Annotated in this window: 15 protein-coding genes and 1 tRNA gene; 10 read left to right on the forward strand and 6 right to left on the reverse strand. The window is 63.9% G+C overall.

What is annotated here, in order from left to right:
- Positions 1-4: 4 nt before the first annotated feature.
- Complete coding sequence (locus tag V9L20_RS17400) at positions 5-1,801, reverse strand: extracellular solute-binding protein (protein ID WP_337297556.1); 1,797 nt, start codon at positions 1,799-1,801, stop codon at positions 5-7.
- A 37-nt stretch (positions 1,802-1,838) separates the two neighbouring features.
- On the opposite strand from V9L20_RS17400, the gene fabI reads away from it, so the two are divergent.
- Both fabI and V9L20_RS17410 read left to right on the forward strand, forming a co-directional pair.
- Positions 1,839-2,621: an enoyl-ACP reductase FabI gene (gene fabI / locus V9L20_RS17405; RefSeq protein WP_157613990.1), complete on the forward strand. Its 783-nt coding sequence runs from the start codon at positions 1,839-1,841 to the stop codon at positions 2,619-2,621.
- Positions 2,622-2,675: 54 nt separating this feature from the next.
- Positions 2,676-3,527, forward strand: coding sequence for a DNA ligase (locus V9L20_RS17410; protein ID WP_337297557.1), 852 nt, complete (start codon positions 2,676-2,678; stop codon positions 3,525-3,527).
- A 42-nt stretch (positions 3,528-3,569) separates the two neighbouring features.
- On the opposite strand, the gene V9L20_RS17415 is transcribed toward V9L20_RS17410, so the two are convergent.
- Positions 3,570-5,873, reverse strand: coding sequence for an arginine/lysine/ornithine decarboxylase (locus V9L20_RS17415; RefSeq protein ID WP_258506496.1), 2,304 nt, complete (start codon positions 5,871-5,873; stop codon positions 3,570-3,572).
- Positions 5,874-5,981: 108 nt separating this feature from the next.
- Between V9L20_RS17415 and V9L20_RS17420 the strand changes: the two genes are divergently transcribed.
- The 5 genes from V9L20_RS17420 (at position 5,982) to V9L20_RS17440 (ending at position 8,522) form a co-directional block, all read left to right on the forward strand.
- The gene (locus V9L20_RS17420; protein ID WP_337297558.1) at positions 5,982-6,407 is read left to right on the forward strand and encodes an NfeD family protein; all 426 of its coding nucleotides are present in this window, start codon (positions 5,982-5,984) and stop codon (positions 6,405-6,407) included.
- 26 nt (positions 6,408-6,433) lie between these two features.
- A complete protein-coding gene (locus V9L20_RS17425; RefSeq protein WP_126745910.1) occupies positions 6,434-7,363 on the forward strand; it encodes an SPFH domain-containing protein in 930 nt (309 codons plus the stop codon).
- Positions 7,364-7,387: 24 nt separating this feature from the next.
- Positions 7,388-7,478 (forward strand) — tRNA-Ser (locus V9L20_RS17430).
- A gap of 186 nt (positions 7,479-7,664) precedes the next feature.
- On the forward strand, positions 7,665-8,021 hold the full coding sequence (locus tag V9L20_RS17435; RefSeq protein WP_258506501.1) for a hypothetical protein: 357 nt from the start codon (positions 7,665-7,667) through the stop codon (positions 8,019-8,021).
- Positions 8,022-8,129: 108 nt separating this feature from the next.
- The gene (locus V9L20_RS17440) at positions 8,130-8,522 is read left to right on the forward strand and encodes a response regulator (RefSeq protein WP_126745936.1); all 393 of its coding nucleotides are present in this window, start codon (positions 8,130-8,132) and stop codon (positions 8,520-8,522) included.
- Between the two features lie 87 nt (positions 8,523-8,609).
- Here the strand turns inward: V9L20_RS17440 and V9L20_RS17445 are convergent, their stop codons facing one another.
- The 4 genes from V9L20_RS17445 to V9L20_RS17460 form a co-directional block, all read right to left on the reverse strand.
- Positions 8,610-9,815 (reverse strand): branched-chain amino acid ABC transporter substrate-binding protein, encoded by a 1,206-nt coding sequence (locus V9L20_RS17445; protein WP_258506504.1) that lies wholly within the window; start codon positions 9,813-9,815, stop codon positions 8,610-8,612.
- A gap of 140 nt (positions 9,816-9,955) precedes the next feature.
- On the reverse strand, positions 9,956-10,369 hold the full coding sequence (locus V9L20_RS17450; protein WP_337297559.1) for a hypothetical protein: 414 nt from the start codon (positions 10,367-10,369) through the stop codon (positions 9,956-9,958).
- Positions 10,369-10,812 (reverse strand): DNA polymerase III subunit chi, encoded by a 444-nt coding sequence (locus tag V9L20_RS17455; RefSeq protein ID WP_157613997.1) that lies wholly within the window; start codon positions 10,810-10,812, stop codon positions 10,369-10,371. The genes V9L20_RS17450 and V9L20_RS17455 overlap by 1 nt, the downstream gene beginning before the upstream one ends.
- Positions 10,809-12,344, reverse strand: coding sequence for a leucyl aminopeptidase (locus V9L20_RS17460; RefSeq protein WP_337297560.1), 1,536 nt, complete (start codon positions 12,342-12,344; stop codon positions 10,809-10,811). Before V9L20_RS17460 ends, V9L20_RS17455 begins: the two co-directional genes overlap by 4 nt.
- A 21-nt stretch (positions 12,345-12,365) precedes the next feature.
- Here V9L20_RS17460 and lptF point away from each other — a divergent pair, with 21 nt between their 5' ends.
- The 3 genes from lptF to V9L20_RS17475 are packed head-to-tail and all read left to right on the forward strand — an operon-like array spanning position 12,366 to position 15,005.
- On the forward strand, positions 12,366-13,508 hold the full coding sequence (lptF, locus tag V9L20_RS17465) for an LPS export ABC transporter permease LptF (RefSeq protein WP_337297561.1): 1,143 nt from the start codon (positions 12,366-12,368) through the stop codon (positions 13,506-13,508).
- Positions 13,505-14,614 (forward strand): LPS export ABC transporter permease LptG, encoded by a 1,110-nt coding sequence (gene lptG, locus V9L20_RS17470; RefSeq protein WP_258506511.1) that lies wholly within the window; start codon positions 13,505-13,507, stop codon positions 14,612-14,614. Before lptF ends, lptG begins: the two co-directional genes overlap by 4 nt.
- A 16-nt stretch (positions 14,615-14,630) precedes the next feature.
- On the forward strand, positions 14,631-15,005 hold the full coding sequence (locus V9L20_RS17475) for a sirohydrochlorin chelatase (protein WP_258506513.1): 375 nt from the start codon (positions 14,631-14,633) through the stop codon (positions 15,003-15,005).
- Positions 15,006-15,009 lie beyond the last annotated feature (4 nt).

Genomic DNA, 15,009 nt, shown 5'->3' on the forward strand with positions numbered 1-15,009 from the left:
TTGTTCACTTGTTTGTGGGCGATGCCCACCAAGTGGTGAGCGCCCAGTCGCCGGCATCGTAGTACGGCGGAATGGTCGGCGGCAGGATGACGCCGGCCGGCCGGTAGCCGATCAGGAAGGCGCTGCCGTAGTACATGGGAATCGAATAATGGCCGTGCGACAGCACCCGGTCGAGCACTCGCATAGCTGTCGCGAGTTCTGGCCGGGTGGTCGCAGCAACCACTTTGCCGAGGACGGCGTCCACCGCCGGGTCGGCAATGCCCCAGGAGTTGGCCGACCCCGTGGTTTCCGCGGCCTTCGAACCGAACAGCTCGAAGAGTTCGCCTCCGGGCGCAGTGCTGCCGGGAATACGCCGGGTGGTCATGTCGAAGTCATGGTTGTCCATGCGCTGCTGCGCCAGCGAGAAATCGACCGTGCGGAAAGTAGTTTCTATACCCAGTTTCTTTAGCGCCGCCTGCAGGGGCGTCACGACACGGATCATCGTGGGTTGGTCGTTCAAGAATTCGATCGTGAAGGCCTCGTTCTTGTCGTTGCGCAGGGCGCCGTCCCGGTAAGTCCATCCGGCTTCGGCCAGCAGCGCCCTCGCTTGGCGCAAGTTGTCGCGCAGGCTGCCGGGAGGCTCGGTGCTCGAAGGCTTTGGTGCGGGCCCGAACACCTCGGGCTTGAGCTTGTCGCGCAGCGGTTCCATCAGCGCCAACTCGTCGGGCTTGGGCGGGCCATCGGCGTGAAACTCGCTGTTCGGAAAATAGCCCTGTACCCGCTTGTAGAGTCCATAGAAGAGCTGTCGGTTGAGCCACTCGAAGTCCATGGCAAGGCCGATGGCCTGGCGAACGCGCACGTCTTTGAACTTGTCCCGACGGGTGTTGAAGATGTAGCCCTGGAAATCGCCCGGGTTCTGATTCTCGAAAGCGCGCTTGACGATCTCTCCGCTGTCGAACTGCTTGCCCTTGTACTGGCGCGCCCAGTTGCGCGAAGTGAACTCGCGCATGAAGTCGAACTCGCCAGCCTTCAGCCCCTCGAAACGTGCGGTCTCGTCCAGGTACACCTTGTAGACGACGCGATCGAAGTTGAAGAGCCCCTTGCGCACCGGCAGGTCGGCGGCCCAATAGTCGCCTCGGCGCACGTAGGTGATGTCGCGGCCCAGGCGATCGCTGGCTGGCTTGTAGGGACCGGAGGCGATGGGCACTTCAGTGACGATCTGGTCGAAGGGCTTGCCACCGCCCCATTTGCGGCTGAAGACCGCCATGCCGCCGATCACAAGGGGCAGTTCCCGATTCGGGCTTGCAAAGTCGAAACGCACCGTGCGTTCGCCGACTGCGGTCGCCTTCTTCACCTCTGCATAGATGGTGCGGAATTGCGGCGCGGCGAGCTTGCCCGTCAGGGTCTCGAACGAATGCACCACGTCGGCGGCCAGCACCGGCGAACCGTCGTTGAAGCGGGCCTTGGGATGGAGCCGGAAGGTCGCCGAGAGCCGATCGGCCGGAACATCCACATCTTCGGCCAGCAGGCCGTACACCGTGGTCGGCTCCTCCGAGTTGCCGGTCATGAGGCTCTCGAACATGAGCGCGCCAAGGCCCGAAGGCGCGGTGCCCTTGAGCGTGAACGGATTGAACTTGTCGAAATTCGTCGGCCGGGTGGGCGGCACCAGCCTGAATTCGCCCCCCTTTGGCGCTTGGGGATTCACGTAGCCGAAGTGCGTAAAACCGGGCGGATACTTGATATCGCCGAATTGCGCATAGGCATGGGCGGCCCACGAAGGAGCCGCCGAGAACGCCAACAATAAAAGCAGCCAACCTCGCATGCGAGAATTCTGCCCAAGATTTTCACGAGGCAACTTCATGGGCTTTCTTTCCGGCAAAAAACTGTTGATCACCGGCGTGTTGAGCAATCGCTCCATTGCCTACGGCATCGCCAAGGCCTGCCACGAACAAGGCGCCGAGCTCGCCTTCAGCTATGTCGGCGAGCGGTTCAAGGACCGTATCACCGAATTCGCCGCCGATTTCGACTCCAAGCTGATTTTTGATTGCGACGTGGGCGACGACGCGCAGATCGACAAGCTTTTTGCCGATCTGGCGCAGACCTGGCCCAAGTTCGATGGTTTCGTGCACAGCATCGGTTTCGCTCCGCGTGAAGCCATTGCGGGTGATTTTCTCGAAGGGCTCTCGCGCGAGGGCTTCAAGATTGCGCACGACATCAGCGCCTACAGCTTTCCGGCCATGGCCAAGGCGGCCCTGCCCTACCTGAACGACAAATCGGCGCTGCTGACGCTGACCTACCTGGGCGCCGAGCGCGCGCTGCCCAACTACAACACCATGGGCCTGGCCAAGGCCTCGCTCGAAGCTTCAGTGCGCTACACCGCGGCGTCGCTCGGCCCCAAGGGCATGCGGGTCAACGGCATCAGCGCCGGCCCCATCAAGACGCTGGCGGCCAGCGGCATCAAGGGCTTCGGCAAGATGCTGTCCGCCGTGGCAGACGCCTCTCCGATCCGCCGCAACGTGACGATCGAAGAAGTCGGCAACGTGGCCGCCTTTCTGCTGAGCGACCTGGCCAGCGGCGTCACGGCCGAAATCACCTACGTGGATGGCGGCTTCAGCAACGTCGTGGCGGGAATGGCCGAATAAGGGACTGGCTCCCGGCTTCGACAGAACATTCCTTCATCGATTGGCAACGACTTCTTGCTAACCCGACGTTCCCTCTTGCTCGCCGGGATCGGCGCGCTGGCGGCCAATGCGGCCGCGGCGCGCGCCGTCGCCCCAGCGCTGATGCTGGCCGAGGTCTATCGCCCCGGCATGTCGCTGGCCGACTATTGGGTCAGCGAAAAGTACGACGGGGTGCGCGGCTACTGGGACGGCAAGCGCCTCTGGACGCGCGGCGGCGAGCCGGTGGCGGCACCCGCCTGGTTTACCGCACCGCTGCCCAAGCAGCCGCTCGACGGCGAGTTGTGGGCCGGCCGGGGCCAGTTTGCGCACGCCGTTTCTACCGCGCGCAGCCAGACGCCCAACGATGGCGCCTGGCACAGCATCCGCTTCATGGTGTTCGACCTGCCGAGCCAGGGCGGTGATTTCACGGCACGGCTGGCGGCGCTGCGCAAGCTGCTGCCGATCACTGACGCCCCTTGGGTAGTAGCTGTGCCGCAAGAGCGGGCCACCACGCATGCGGATCTGCAGGCACTGCTCGACAAGACGGTGAAGATGGGCGGCGAAGGCCTCATGCTGCATCGGGGCGGATCGCTCTATCGCGCGGAACGCAACAACGACCTGCTCAAGGTAAAGCCCCATGAAGACGCGGATGCCCGCGTGGTGGGTCATGTGCCGGGCAAAGGCAGGCACGGCGGGCGGCTGGGTGCGCTGCTGGTCGAAACGCCCGAAGGCAAGCGCTTCAAGCTCGGCACCGGCCTGACCGATGCCGAGCGCGACAATCCGCCCGCGGTCGGCAGCTGGGTGACCTACCGCTTCAACGGCTTGAACGCCAGCGGCCTGCCGAGGTTCGCCCGTTTCATGCGGGTGCGGATCGACCTGTCCTCTTGAACGCAGCACGCCGAGCGTGCCGCGTGCTTCCTCGGCTCTTTGTTATTTCTTCGGCGCGGCCACGCAGTCCGCGTAATAGCGCTTCTTGCCGGTTTCGTCGATGCGCGCCACCAAGCCGTGGATGTCGGTCTCGAAGCCCGGGCACTGCAGGTTGAACTCGCGCGAGAACTTGAGGTAGTCGACGATCTTCTTGTTGAACACTTCGCCCGGAATGAGCAGCGGAATGCCCGGCGGGTACGGCGTGATCAGGCTGGTGGTGATACGGCCTTCGAGTTCGTCGATTTCCACGCGCTCGGTCTTGCGGTGCGCAATGTGGGCAAAGGCGTCGCTGGGCTTCATGGCCGGCGTCAGGTCGCTCAGGTACATCTCGGTCGTGAGGCGCGCCACGTCGTAGCGCGCGTACAGCTGATGGATGTGCTGGCACAGGTCGCGCAGGCCCAGGCGCTCGTAGCCGGGGTGCTGCTGGCAGAACTCAGGCAGGATGCGCCACATCGGCTGGTTGCGCGCGTAGTCGTCCTTGAACTGCTGCAGGGCAGTGAGCAGCGTGTTCCAGCGGCCCTTGGTGATGCCGATGGTGAACATGATGAAGAAGCTGTAGAGCCCGGTCTTCTCCACGATCACGCCGTGCTCGGCAAGGAACTTGGTCACCACGCTCGCGGGAATGCCCGTTTCGGCAAAGTTGCCCTCGAGGTCCAGCCCGGGCGTCACGATGGTCGACTTGATCGGGTCGAGCATGTTGAAGCCATCGGCCAGCTCGCCAAAGCCGTGCCAGTTGCGCGGCGACTTCTTGCTCTTGCTCGGCTTGCCGTTCTTCTCGCCCGTCATGATCCAGTCTTCGGCGCGGCCAATGCCTTCGTCGACGAGCTTTTCGGGGCCCCAGACCTTGAACCACCATTCGTCCTTGCCGAACTCTTCTTCCACCTTGCGCATGGCGCGGCGGAAATCGAGCGCCTCGAGAATGCTCTCTTCCACCAGCGCGGTGCCGCCAGGCGGCTCCATCATGGCGGCGGCCACGTCGCAGCTCGCGATGATCGCGTACTGCGGGCTGGTCGACGAGTGCATGAGGTAGGCCTCGTTGAACAGGTCGCGGTCGAGCGCACGGTTCTGCGAGTCTTGCACCAGCACATGGCTGGCCTGGCTGATACCTGCCAGCAGCTTGTGCGTCGACTGCGTGGCAAACACCAGCGATTCCTTGGGGCGCACGCGGCGCTTGCCCATGGCGTGGTAGGCGCCGTAGAACGGGTGGAAAGCCGCATGCGGCAGCCACGCCTCGTCGAAGTGCAGCGTGTCGACGTAGCCGTCGAGCATGTTCTTGATGGTCTCGGTGTTGTAGATCACGCCGTCGTAGGTCGACTGTGTGAGCGTCATCACGCGCGGCTTGACCTTGTTCGGGTCCACGTCGGCGAGCAGCGGGTTGGCCTTGATCTTGGCCTTGATGGCGCTCTGCTCGAACTCGCTCTTCGGAATCGGGCCGATGATGCCGAAGTGGTTGCGCGTGGGCTTCATGAACACCGGAATCGCGCCGGTCATGATGATCGCGTGCAGGATCGACTTGTGGCAGTTGCGGTCGACCACCACCACGTCGTCGGGCGCCACCGTGTGGTGCCACACCATCTTGTTGCTGGTGCTGGTGCCGTTGGTCACGAAGAAGCAATGGTCGGCGTTGAAGATGCGCGCCGCATTGCGCTCGCTGGCCGCCACCGGGCCGGTGTGGTCGAGCAGTTGGCCGAGTTCTTCCACCGCGTTGCAGACGTCGGCGCGCAGCATGTTCTCGCCGAAGAACTGGTGGAACATCTGGCCTACGGGGCTCTTCAGGAACGCCACGCCGCCCGAGTGGCCCGGGCAGTGCCACGAGTACGAACCGTCTTCGGCGTAGTCGATCAGCGCCTTGAAGAACGGCGGCTGCACGCCTTCGAGGTAGCTCTTGGCCTCGCGGATGATGTGGCGCGCCACGAACTCCGGCGTGTCCTCGAACATGTGGATGAAGCCGTGCAGCTCGCGCAAGATGTCGTTCGGAATATGGCGCGAAGTCTTGGTTTCGCCGTAAATATAGATCGGCACATCGGCGTTCTTGCGGCGCACTTCGCCAATGAAGTTTCGCAGGCTGAGCACGGCCGGGTCCAGGTCGGGGCCCACGGTGAATTCCTCGTCGTCGATCGACAGGATGAACGCGCTGGCACGGCTTTGCTGCTGGGCAAACTGGCTCAGGTCACCATAGCTCGTGACGCCCAGCACCTCGAAGCCCTCGCTTTCGAAGGCCTGCGCAAGCGCGCGAATACCGAGGCCCGAGGTGTTTTCGGAGCGGAAGTCCTCGTCGATGATGACGATGGGGAAGCGAAATTTCATGAGCAGGGCTCCGGACAGGCAATGAGGCGCGAAGTGTACGGAATTCGGATGAAGGATTGCGTGAGCTTTTGACTCAGAATGTCGAGCGTCCATCAAAGAGGAGAAGACATGGCGAATTCCACCATCTGGTGGCTGATAGCGGGAGCCGCGATCGTGCTCGAATTGCTCTCGGGTACGGTCTACCTGTTGCTGCTGGCCACCGGCTTTGCAGCCGCAGCCATTGCCGCGCACCTGGGCATGGGCATGGTCACGCAGTTGGTCGTGGCGGCCGTGGTCGGCGTGGGTGCGGTGCTGGTCTGGTATGCCGTGCAGCGCAGGCGGCCGGCCGCCCCGCCCACCGAGGCAAATCGCGACGTCAACATGGACATCGGCGAGATCATCCACGTGGAGGCATGGAGCCCCGAGGGCACCGCCACCGTGCGCTATCGTGGCGCCCAGTGGACGGTGGTGCAGCGCGCGGGCCGCGTCCCGTCGGCCGGAGAGCACCGCGTGGTCGAAGTCATCGGCAGCCGCCTCGTGGTCGAAAAGACCTAAACACAGAATTCAAGAGGAGAAACATCATGGAATTTTCGGTTCCCATCATCATCCTGGTCATTGCGATCATCTTCATCAGCCAGTCGGTCAAGTTCGTACCGCAGCAGAACGCATGGGTGCGCGAGCGCCTGGGCAAGTACCACGGCACCATGACGCCCGGCCCCAACTTCCTGATCCCTTTCATCGACCGGGTCGCCTACAAGCACAGCCTGAAGGAAATTCCGCTCGACGTGCCCAGCCAGATCTGCATCACGCGGGACAACACCCAGCTGCAGGTCGACGGCATCCTGTACTTCCAGGTGACCGACCCGATGCGCGCGAGCTATGGCTCGTCGAACTACATCGTGGCCGTGACGCAGCTGGCCCAAACGTCTCTGCGCAGCGTGATCGGCAAGCTCGAGCTCGACAAGACCTTCGAGGAACGCGACGTCATCAATGCGCAAGTGGTTGCGGCGATCGACGAGGCGGCGCTCAACTGGGGCGTGAAGGTGCTGCGCTACGAAATCAAGGACCTGACGCCGCCCAAGGAAATTCTGCTGGCCATGCAGGCGCAGATCACCGCCGAACGCGGCAAGCGCGCCCTCATCGCCGCCTCCGAGGGCCGCCGGCAGGAGCAGATCAACATCGCCACCGGCGAACGCGAGGCTTTCATTGCCCGCTCCGAGGGCGAAAAGCAGGCCCAGATCAACAACGCCCAGGGCGAGGCGGCCGCGATCACGGCGGTGGCCACCGCCACGGCTGACGCCATCGAGCGCGTGGCTGCGGCCATTCGCCAGCCGGGCGGTGAACAGGCCGTGCAGCTCAAGGTGGCCGAGCGCGCCGTCGATGCCTACGGCAAGGTGGCGGCCGATTCCAAGACCACGCTGATCGTGCCGAGCAACATGAGCGAAACGGCGGCGCTCATCGCCTCGGCCATGCGCATGGTCCAGGCCGGCAAACCGCAAAATCCGGCCTGAGCGACTGCTACAATCGAGGGCTCAGGAGCGGTGGATGAGCGGTTTAAGTCGCACGCCTGGAAAGCGTGTGAGGGTTAATAGCCCTCCGCGGGTTCGAATCCCGCCTGCTCCGCCAGAGATTGATTGTTCGTAACCGTTCGCGAACATGCAGAAAAAGAAGAAAGCCCGAGTTGCCCCAAGGCACCTTGGGCTTTTTTGTGGGCGCCGTTGTACTCCAGCAACGCGCCCGGCACCGCCAACCGAGGTCGTCTGGCGGTACCATCCAAAGGTCTTACTTTTCACGCCTGCTAAAGGAGCCCGGATGGCCGGACAGCAACAAACTTCATCGCGTGGCGACACGTCACTCGAACAGACATTGGAGAAGACCGAAGCGGTTGCCGCGGACGTGCAGCGGGCATCGGACAACCTTGCGGTCGTGAACACGGTTCTCGAACAGGGGCTGCCTGAAGAAGTACAGGTGGGCGACGTGGCCCAGGCCATCGAGCACACCAGCCAGCTCGAGGAAAAGCTGGCCAAGTCGGCGGAAACACTGGCCGAGGTCAACGCGGCCTTGAGCGAAGAAATCGAAAAGCGGCTCGAAGCCACTGCCGAGCGGGACGAAAGCCAGGCCGAGGCGGAAGAACTCAAGGCAAGGATTCGAGCTGGCGCGTCGGACTGACCGTCTTTTCGGTCCGTCCCGGCCGAATGGATTGCGCCTTATCCCTTCTCCTACGCTGCGGACTCATCCGGCACGCTACGCTATTGGTTCTCAAAGCGAAACCACGGCATGGCCCTCATCACGTTCCTCGTAGAGGACAACAAGACCATCAGAGACAACCTGGTTCCGGCCCTCGAGGACCTTGTCAATGGACAGGTCGTCGGGTTTGCTGAAACCGAGTCGGCCGCGCTCGCCTGGCTTGCCGCCCATCCCCACGACTGGCAGCTTCTCATCATCGACCTGTTCCTGAAGGAAGGCTCCGGCCTTGGCGTGCTCTCGGGCTGCAAGACCCGCGGACCCGGCCAGCGCGTGGTGGTGCTGAGCAACTACGTCACGGCCGACATCCGCGCCCGCTGCGAGGCACTGGGCGCCGACGCGGTCTTCGACAAATCGCGCGATCTCGACGCCTTCATCGAATACTGCAACACCGACCGGCCCTCGGGCCACGCTGCCCTCACCTGATTACCGGCGTAAGGCGGCAGGCAACAAAAAAGGGCCCGAAGGCCCTTTTTCTTTTTTGCGCATTGCTGCGCCATGCGGTGAAGCCGATCAGCGCACCACGGCGATTTGCGTACGCACGCCACCCTTGTAGGTGAAGAGCGTCAGCGCGCCGTTCTTGATGTCGCCCTTTTCGTCGAAGGCGATCGGGCCAGTCACGCCCTTGTATTGCACCTTGCCGACTTCCGGCAGGTACTTTTCAGGGTCGGCGGAACCGGCCTTGACCATGGCTTCGGCCAGCACGTTGACCGCGTCGTACACGTACGGTGCATAGATCTGCACATCCACGCCGTTCTTGGTCTTGAACTTGGCCTTGAAGTCTTCCAGCGGCTGCTTGAAATCGCCGTCGACACCGCCGGCTTCAGCGCAAACCACCATCTCTTCGCCGATGGCATCGCCAGCCAGCTTCGGCAGTTCGCCGGTGCACAGGCCGTCGCCGCCCATGAACTTGACGTTCAGGCCGAGCTGCTTGACCTGCTTGAGCATCGGGCCGCCAACGGCGTCCATGCCGCCGAAGAACAGCACGTCGGGCTTGGCAGCCTTGAGCTTGGTCAGGATGGCGTTGAAGTCGGTCGACTTGTCGGTGGTGAACTCGTGGCCGACGATGGTCGCGCCGGCAGCCTTGGCTGCCTTTTCGAATTCTTCGGCAACGCCCTGGCCGTAGGCCGTGCGGTCGTCGATCACGGCAATGTTCTTGCCCTTCAGCGTTTCGACAGCGTACTTGCCCAGCGTGCCGCCGAGCTGCGTGTCGTCGGCCACCACGCGGAACGTGGTCTTGAAGCCTTGGCGCGTGTACTTGGGGTTGGTTGCCGAAGGCGAAATCTGCGGAATGCCGGCGTCGCTGTAGAGCTTGGAAGCGGGGATGGTGGTGCCCGAATTCAGGTGACCCACGATACCGTTGACCTTGCTGTCGACCAGCTTCTGGGCCACTGCCGTGCCTTGCTTCGGATCGCCTGCGTCGTCTTCGGGCAGCAGCTCGAACTTGGCGACCTTGTCGCCGATCTTGAGGCCCTTGGCATTCAGGTCTTCGATGGCCATCCGGGCGCCGAACTCATTGTCCTTGCCAAGGTGGGCAATCGGACCGCTGGTGGGTGCCACGTGGCCGATCTTGACGACCAGTGCGTCTGCCGGAGGCGCTGCAGGTGCCGGGGCCGCTGCCGTGGGCGCCGGTGCGGCGGGTGCAGCTGCTTCTTCTTTTTTGCCGCAAGCCACAAGCGTGAGTGCAGCCAGTGCGACCGCAGTCCATTTCAATTGCATGAGAACCTCCAGAACATGGATAAATAAAACTAAACAAGAAACCGGTCGTGTGATCCGGGCGCGCAGACCTCGCAAGTTTCGCGCCGCGGACCAGCGGCACCCTCACGCCTACCGACCTGCGGCGCAGTTTAGCTGAAGCTTTATGCTCCGGAAGCTGGCGTAGACCCTGTGTTTTCCGAGAGTTCGGCGGCCATTGCCTCGATGACCAAAGCACGCAAAACGGCCTCGATTTCTTCACGCAGCCGAGGCAGCATCGAGTCGAGTTGCTGTTGAACGGCGGCCGACACCGTGTCGCTCAAACGCTCTTCCAAAGACAGGTCCACGCGCTGCAGCACCCGATGCAAGAGCTGCTCTTCGAGACGCACGATTTCGGCGTCGGACCGCTGCTCGGCCGGGGGCAACGCCACCGCTTCGGCGAGGTCGACCGGCGGTGCCGGCGTGCTGGCGGGAACAGGCGGCTTGCCGGCCTCGGCGGCCACGGGCTCGGCCGGGAGATCGAGCACGGTGGTCAGGGTAGGAACGAACCGGGGCGGTGTACGCAGCGTGCTGGCCATCAGGAAGCGCTCCTCGCAAAATCGTGCGGCTGGATGGTGTAGCCCCGGTCGGCATAGTGGCGCCACCGCGAGCGGCCGATCTGCCGGTCCGTGGCTTCGTCGCTCACGATGTCGATCAGGCGCTCGAACCGCTCGAAGCCCGCCGGAACCTCGGGCCCCAGGTTCACGAGCATCTCGCGGTGCGGAAGCGAGGCAACATCCGCGCCCTCGGCCGAAAGAATGACCGGCGAACGGGCCACCATGTGCGCCTGCGCATCGCCGCGGCAATGCGCGATGAAGTCGGACGGCGAGAGTTGCCAGAGTGCGGCATCCACCGCCTCCAGCACCTGCGCCTCGCCCACCACCACCACGCGCAGCCCGCGCGCGCTCACGGCCTTTCGAACCAGCCGGCAGGCATAGTTGACCTTGTCCGGCGTATTGAAGTGAAAGCCGATTTCCGTCACTGTGCGGACCAGGCCTTTCGCGCGGCGGGGCCGGCGTTCTTGCGCGCGGCCTTCGGCGCGGGCGCGGCCTTGGCCGCACCGCTGCGTGCGCGTTCCATCAGGTAAGACACCAGCAGGCCCACCGGGCGGCCGGTCGATCCCTTGGCCGCCCCGCTCTTCCAGGCCGTACCTGCGATGTCCAGGTGCGCCCACGCAAAATCGCCGGCAAAGCGCTGCAGGAACTTGGCCGCGGTAATGGCGCCGCCGGCACGGCCCGCCACATTGGCCACATCGGCAAAGTTGCTCTTGAGGCCGTCGGCGTATTCGTCGTCCAGCGGCAGGCGCCAGCAACGGTCTTGCGATTCTTCCCCGGCCGCCTGGAGCGCGGCGGCCAGCGTTTCGTCGGCCGTGAAAAGGCCGCTGCGCACGCCGCCCAGCGCCACCACGCAGGCACCGGTGAGGGTGGCAATGTCGATCACGGCAGCGGGGTCGAAGCGCTTGGCGTACGTCAGCGCGTCGCACAGGATGAGGCGCCCTTCCGCATCGGTGTTCAGCACCTCGATGGTCTGCCCGCTCATGCTGGTGACCACGTCACCGGGCTTGATGGCGCGGCCGTCGTTCATGTTCTCGCACGAGGGCACCAGGCCCACCACGTTGATAGCGGGCTGGATTTCGCCCAGCGCGCGGAAGGTGCCGAGCACGCTGGCCGCACCGCACATGTCGAACTTCATCTCGTCCATTTCGGCCGCCGGCTTGAGCGAGACGCCGCCGGTGTCGAAAGTAATGCCCTTGCCGACCAGCACCACGGGCGCCTGGTCCTTCGGGCCGCCCTGGTAGCGCAGCACGATGAAGCGCAGCGGCTCGGCCGAGCCTTGCGCCACGGCCGCGAACGAGCCCATGCCGAGCTTCTGCACTTCCTTGGGGCCCAGCACCTCGCATTTGATGCGGGGCAGCTTGGCCAGGCCTTGCGCGGCGTCAGCCAGCAGCGTGGGCGTGCAATAGTTGCCCGGGCGGTTGCCCCATTCCTTGGCAAATTCGATGCCGGACACCGTGGCCCGGGCTTCATCGAAGGCCTTGCTCACAGCCGTGGCATCGCTCACACCCACCGTGAGGTTTCGGATGGAACGCCCGCCGTCGCCGTTCGAAGCCTTCGATTTGCTTGTGGTGTAGACATAGCTGGCGTCGGCCGCCGCGGCAACGGCGCAGGCCACCGCCGCGCCGTCGGCTTCATGCGCAAACACCATCACCACCCGCTTGGGCGCATGGGCCTTGGCCACATTGACCGCCGCGATGACGCCGCTGCGCACCGACGCAGGCTTACCGTCGCCAATGGCAGCGAGCACCACGCGCGAGGCCACCACCTCGTCCGGATGGTAGAGCGCGAGCAGCTTGCCGGCCTTGTCGGGCAGGTCGCCGGCCTTGCGCGCGCTGGCAATCAGGGCGGAAAGCGGGTCCTTGGCGGTGATGGGGGCGCTGCCGACGAGCACGATCAGAACGTCGGATTTTTCGGCCGCGGCGCGGGCGACGGTGAGGGTCTTGAGCTGAAAGTCCATAATCCTTTTTTTCCTCGAACGATGTTATTCCATTCTTCCCTACGCAAGGAGCTGTCGCGCAGCTTCGGAGCGACCCTCGTGGTCCTGGTCACCATCGTGATGACCATGATGCTCATCCGCACGCTCGGGCTCGCCTCCAAGGGCAGCGTGAACCCGTCCGAAGTGTTCCTCGTGATGGCGTACACGGTGCTCGGCTACATGCCGACCATCCTGAGCCTGAGCCTGTTCATCGCCATTGTCGGCACCTTGTCGCGCATGTACCGCGACAGCGAAATGGTGATCTGGTTCTCCAGCGGACGCGGCCTGGTCGACTTCGTGCAGCCGCTGTTCCGCTTTGCCTGGCCGGTGCTCGCGCTGATCGCCATCATGGCTCTGCTGGGCTGGCCCTGGGCCAACTCGCAGACCATCGGCATGCGCGCGCAGTATGAAAGGCGCAGCGACATCGAACGCGTCACGCCCGGCGAATTCCGTGAGTCGGCCGGCCGGATCCGCGTCTTCTTCATCGACAAGGACACGCCCGACGGCGCCACGGCCACCAACGTGTTCATCTGGGCCATCGAGCGGGGGCTGCAGATCACCACATCGGCGCGCAGCGGCCGCATTGAGAACGTGGGCGAGCACCGCTACCTCATGCTGAGCAACGGCCAGCGGGTCGAACGCCCGCTGCTGCCCACGGCAACCTCGGGCCTCAAGATCAGCGAATTCGAGACCTACGGCACCCGCGCCGGCGGCAACGACTCGTTTACCACCGACTCCACGCCGGCCCGCGCCAAGCCTACGCTCCAGCTCCTGCGAGAGCCCGGCGACGCGAACCGCGGCGAACTCGCCTGGCGCATCGGCATGCTGCTGGCCGCCATCAACTTCGTGCTGCTCGCACTGACCGTCTCCAGCGTCAACCCGCGCGTGGGACGCAGCGGCAACCTGCTGTTCGCGCTGTTCGCCTTCGTCGTCTACTACAACATGCTCAACCTCGGCCAAAGCTGGATCAGCTCGGGCCGCTACGGTATGGGCTCCTTCATGCTGCTGCTTCACGGCGGCGTGCTGCTGATCGGCGTGGCATGGCTGGTTTTGCGCAATAACAACTGGGGCAGGCGGCGCAGGACGGAACGCGTCATTGCCGGCGGCCTGCAGTCCCAGCCCACCAAGATCGACCCGACCACGTGAAAACAATCCGACGCCTGATCTACGTCGAGGCACTGAAGGCCGTGGCCTTCGTGACGCTCGGCTTCCTGAGCCTGTTCTTCTTCTTCGACTTTGTCGATGAACTGCAATCCATCGGCAAGCCCGAAAGCCTGGCCTACGGCCCGGCGCAGGCACTGGTCTACGTGACCCTGCTCATTCCGAGCCACCTTTATGAGCTGCTCCCGATCACGGTGCTGATCGGCTGCATCTTCGTGATGGCGCGGCTGGCGCAAAGCTCCGAATACACCATTCTTCGCACCAGCGGCCTCGGCCCCTGGCGCGCGCTGCGCACCTTGCTGTTGCTGGGTGTCGGGTTCGTTTTCCTGACCTTTGCCATCGGCGACTACATCGCGCCTGCGTCCGAGCGCACGGGTCAGCTGCTCAAGTCGCGCTACCAGGGCACCTTCTCGCTGGTCGGCAATACAGGCGCGTGGCTCAAGGAAAAGCGCGACAACGTGTCGTACGCCGTCAACGTGCTGTCCATTTCGCGCGACGGCTCTCTTCGGAATGCGCGCATCTTCGAGTTCGACGAAAAGGGCTATGTGCGCAAGCAGTTGCTCGCAACTTCTGCCCGCATCCTCGACGACCGCTGGGTCTTGTCGGATGTCGAGCTGCAGGACTACGACACGCGCAGCGACGCCAACAAGGCACACATCCTGACCAGCCGGGTGCCAGAGATCGAGTGGCCGACCACCCTCACGGCCGAAATGGTGTCGGTCGCCCTTTTGCGGCCCGACCGCATGAGCACCATCGACCTGTTCGACTACATTAGCCACCTCGAAGCCAACGGGCAGACCGCCCAGCGCTACGAGATCCAGTTCTGGCGCAAGGTCTTCTATCCGCTTTCGTGCCTGGTGATGGTGGTGCTCGCCCTGCCCTTCGCGTACCTGCATTTCCGCCAGACCGGCATCACCACCTATGTGTTCGGCGGCGTGATGATCGGCATCAGCTTTTTCCTGCTGAACAACGTGTTCGGCTATCTCGGCAACCTGAGCAACTGGTCACCATGGCTGACCGCCGCTGCGCCGGGGCTGATCTATTCGGTCATGTCGCTTGCCGCATTCAGCTGGCTCGTTCTTCGAAGATAGAAGCGGGAAGCCGGACATGACGACGGTGAATGCAAGGGGCATCATCCTCCTGGCCCATGGCTCGCGCGACGAGCGCTGGCGCGAGCCCATCGAGGCCGTGGCCGCGCGCGTCACGGCGCTCGATCCGCAGGCGCGGGTGGTTTGCGCCTACATGGAGTTGGCAACGCCCGACCTGCGCACCGCGTCGGCAGCGTTGATTGCGAGCGGCGCCAAGTCGCTCAGGGTCGTTCCGCTGTTCCTGGGCATGGGCAAGCACGCCCGTGAAGACCTTCCGCTGCAACTCGACGCCCTGCGCGGCACTTGGCCCCAAGTCGAATTCCAGCTTGCCAACATCGTGGGCGAAGAGCCTGAACTGGTCGAGCTGCTGGCCAGAATCGCAACCAAATCTTGAACTC

Source organism: Variovorax sp. CCNWLW225, from assembly GCF_037204045.1.
Taxonomy (GTDB): Bacteria; Pseudomonadota; Gammaproteobacteria; order Burkholderiales; family Burkholderiaceae_C; genus Variovorax.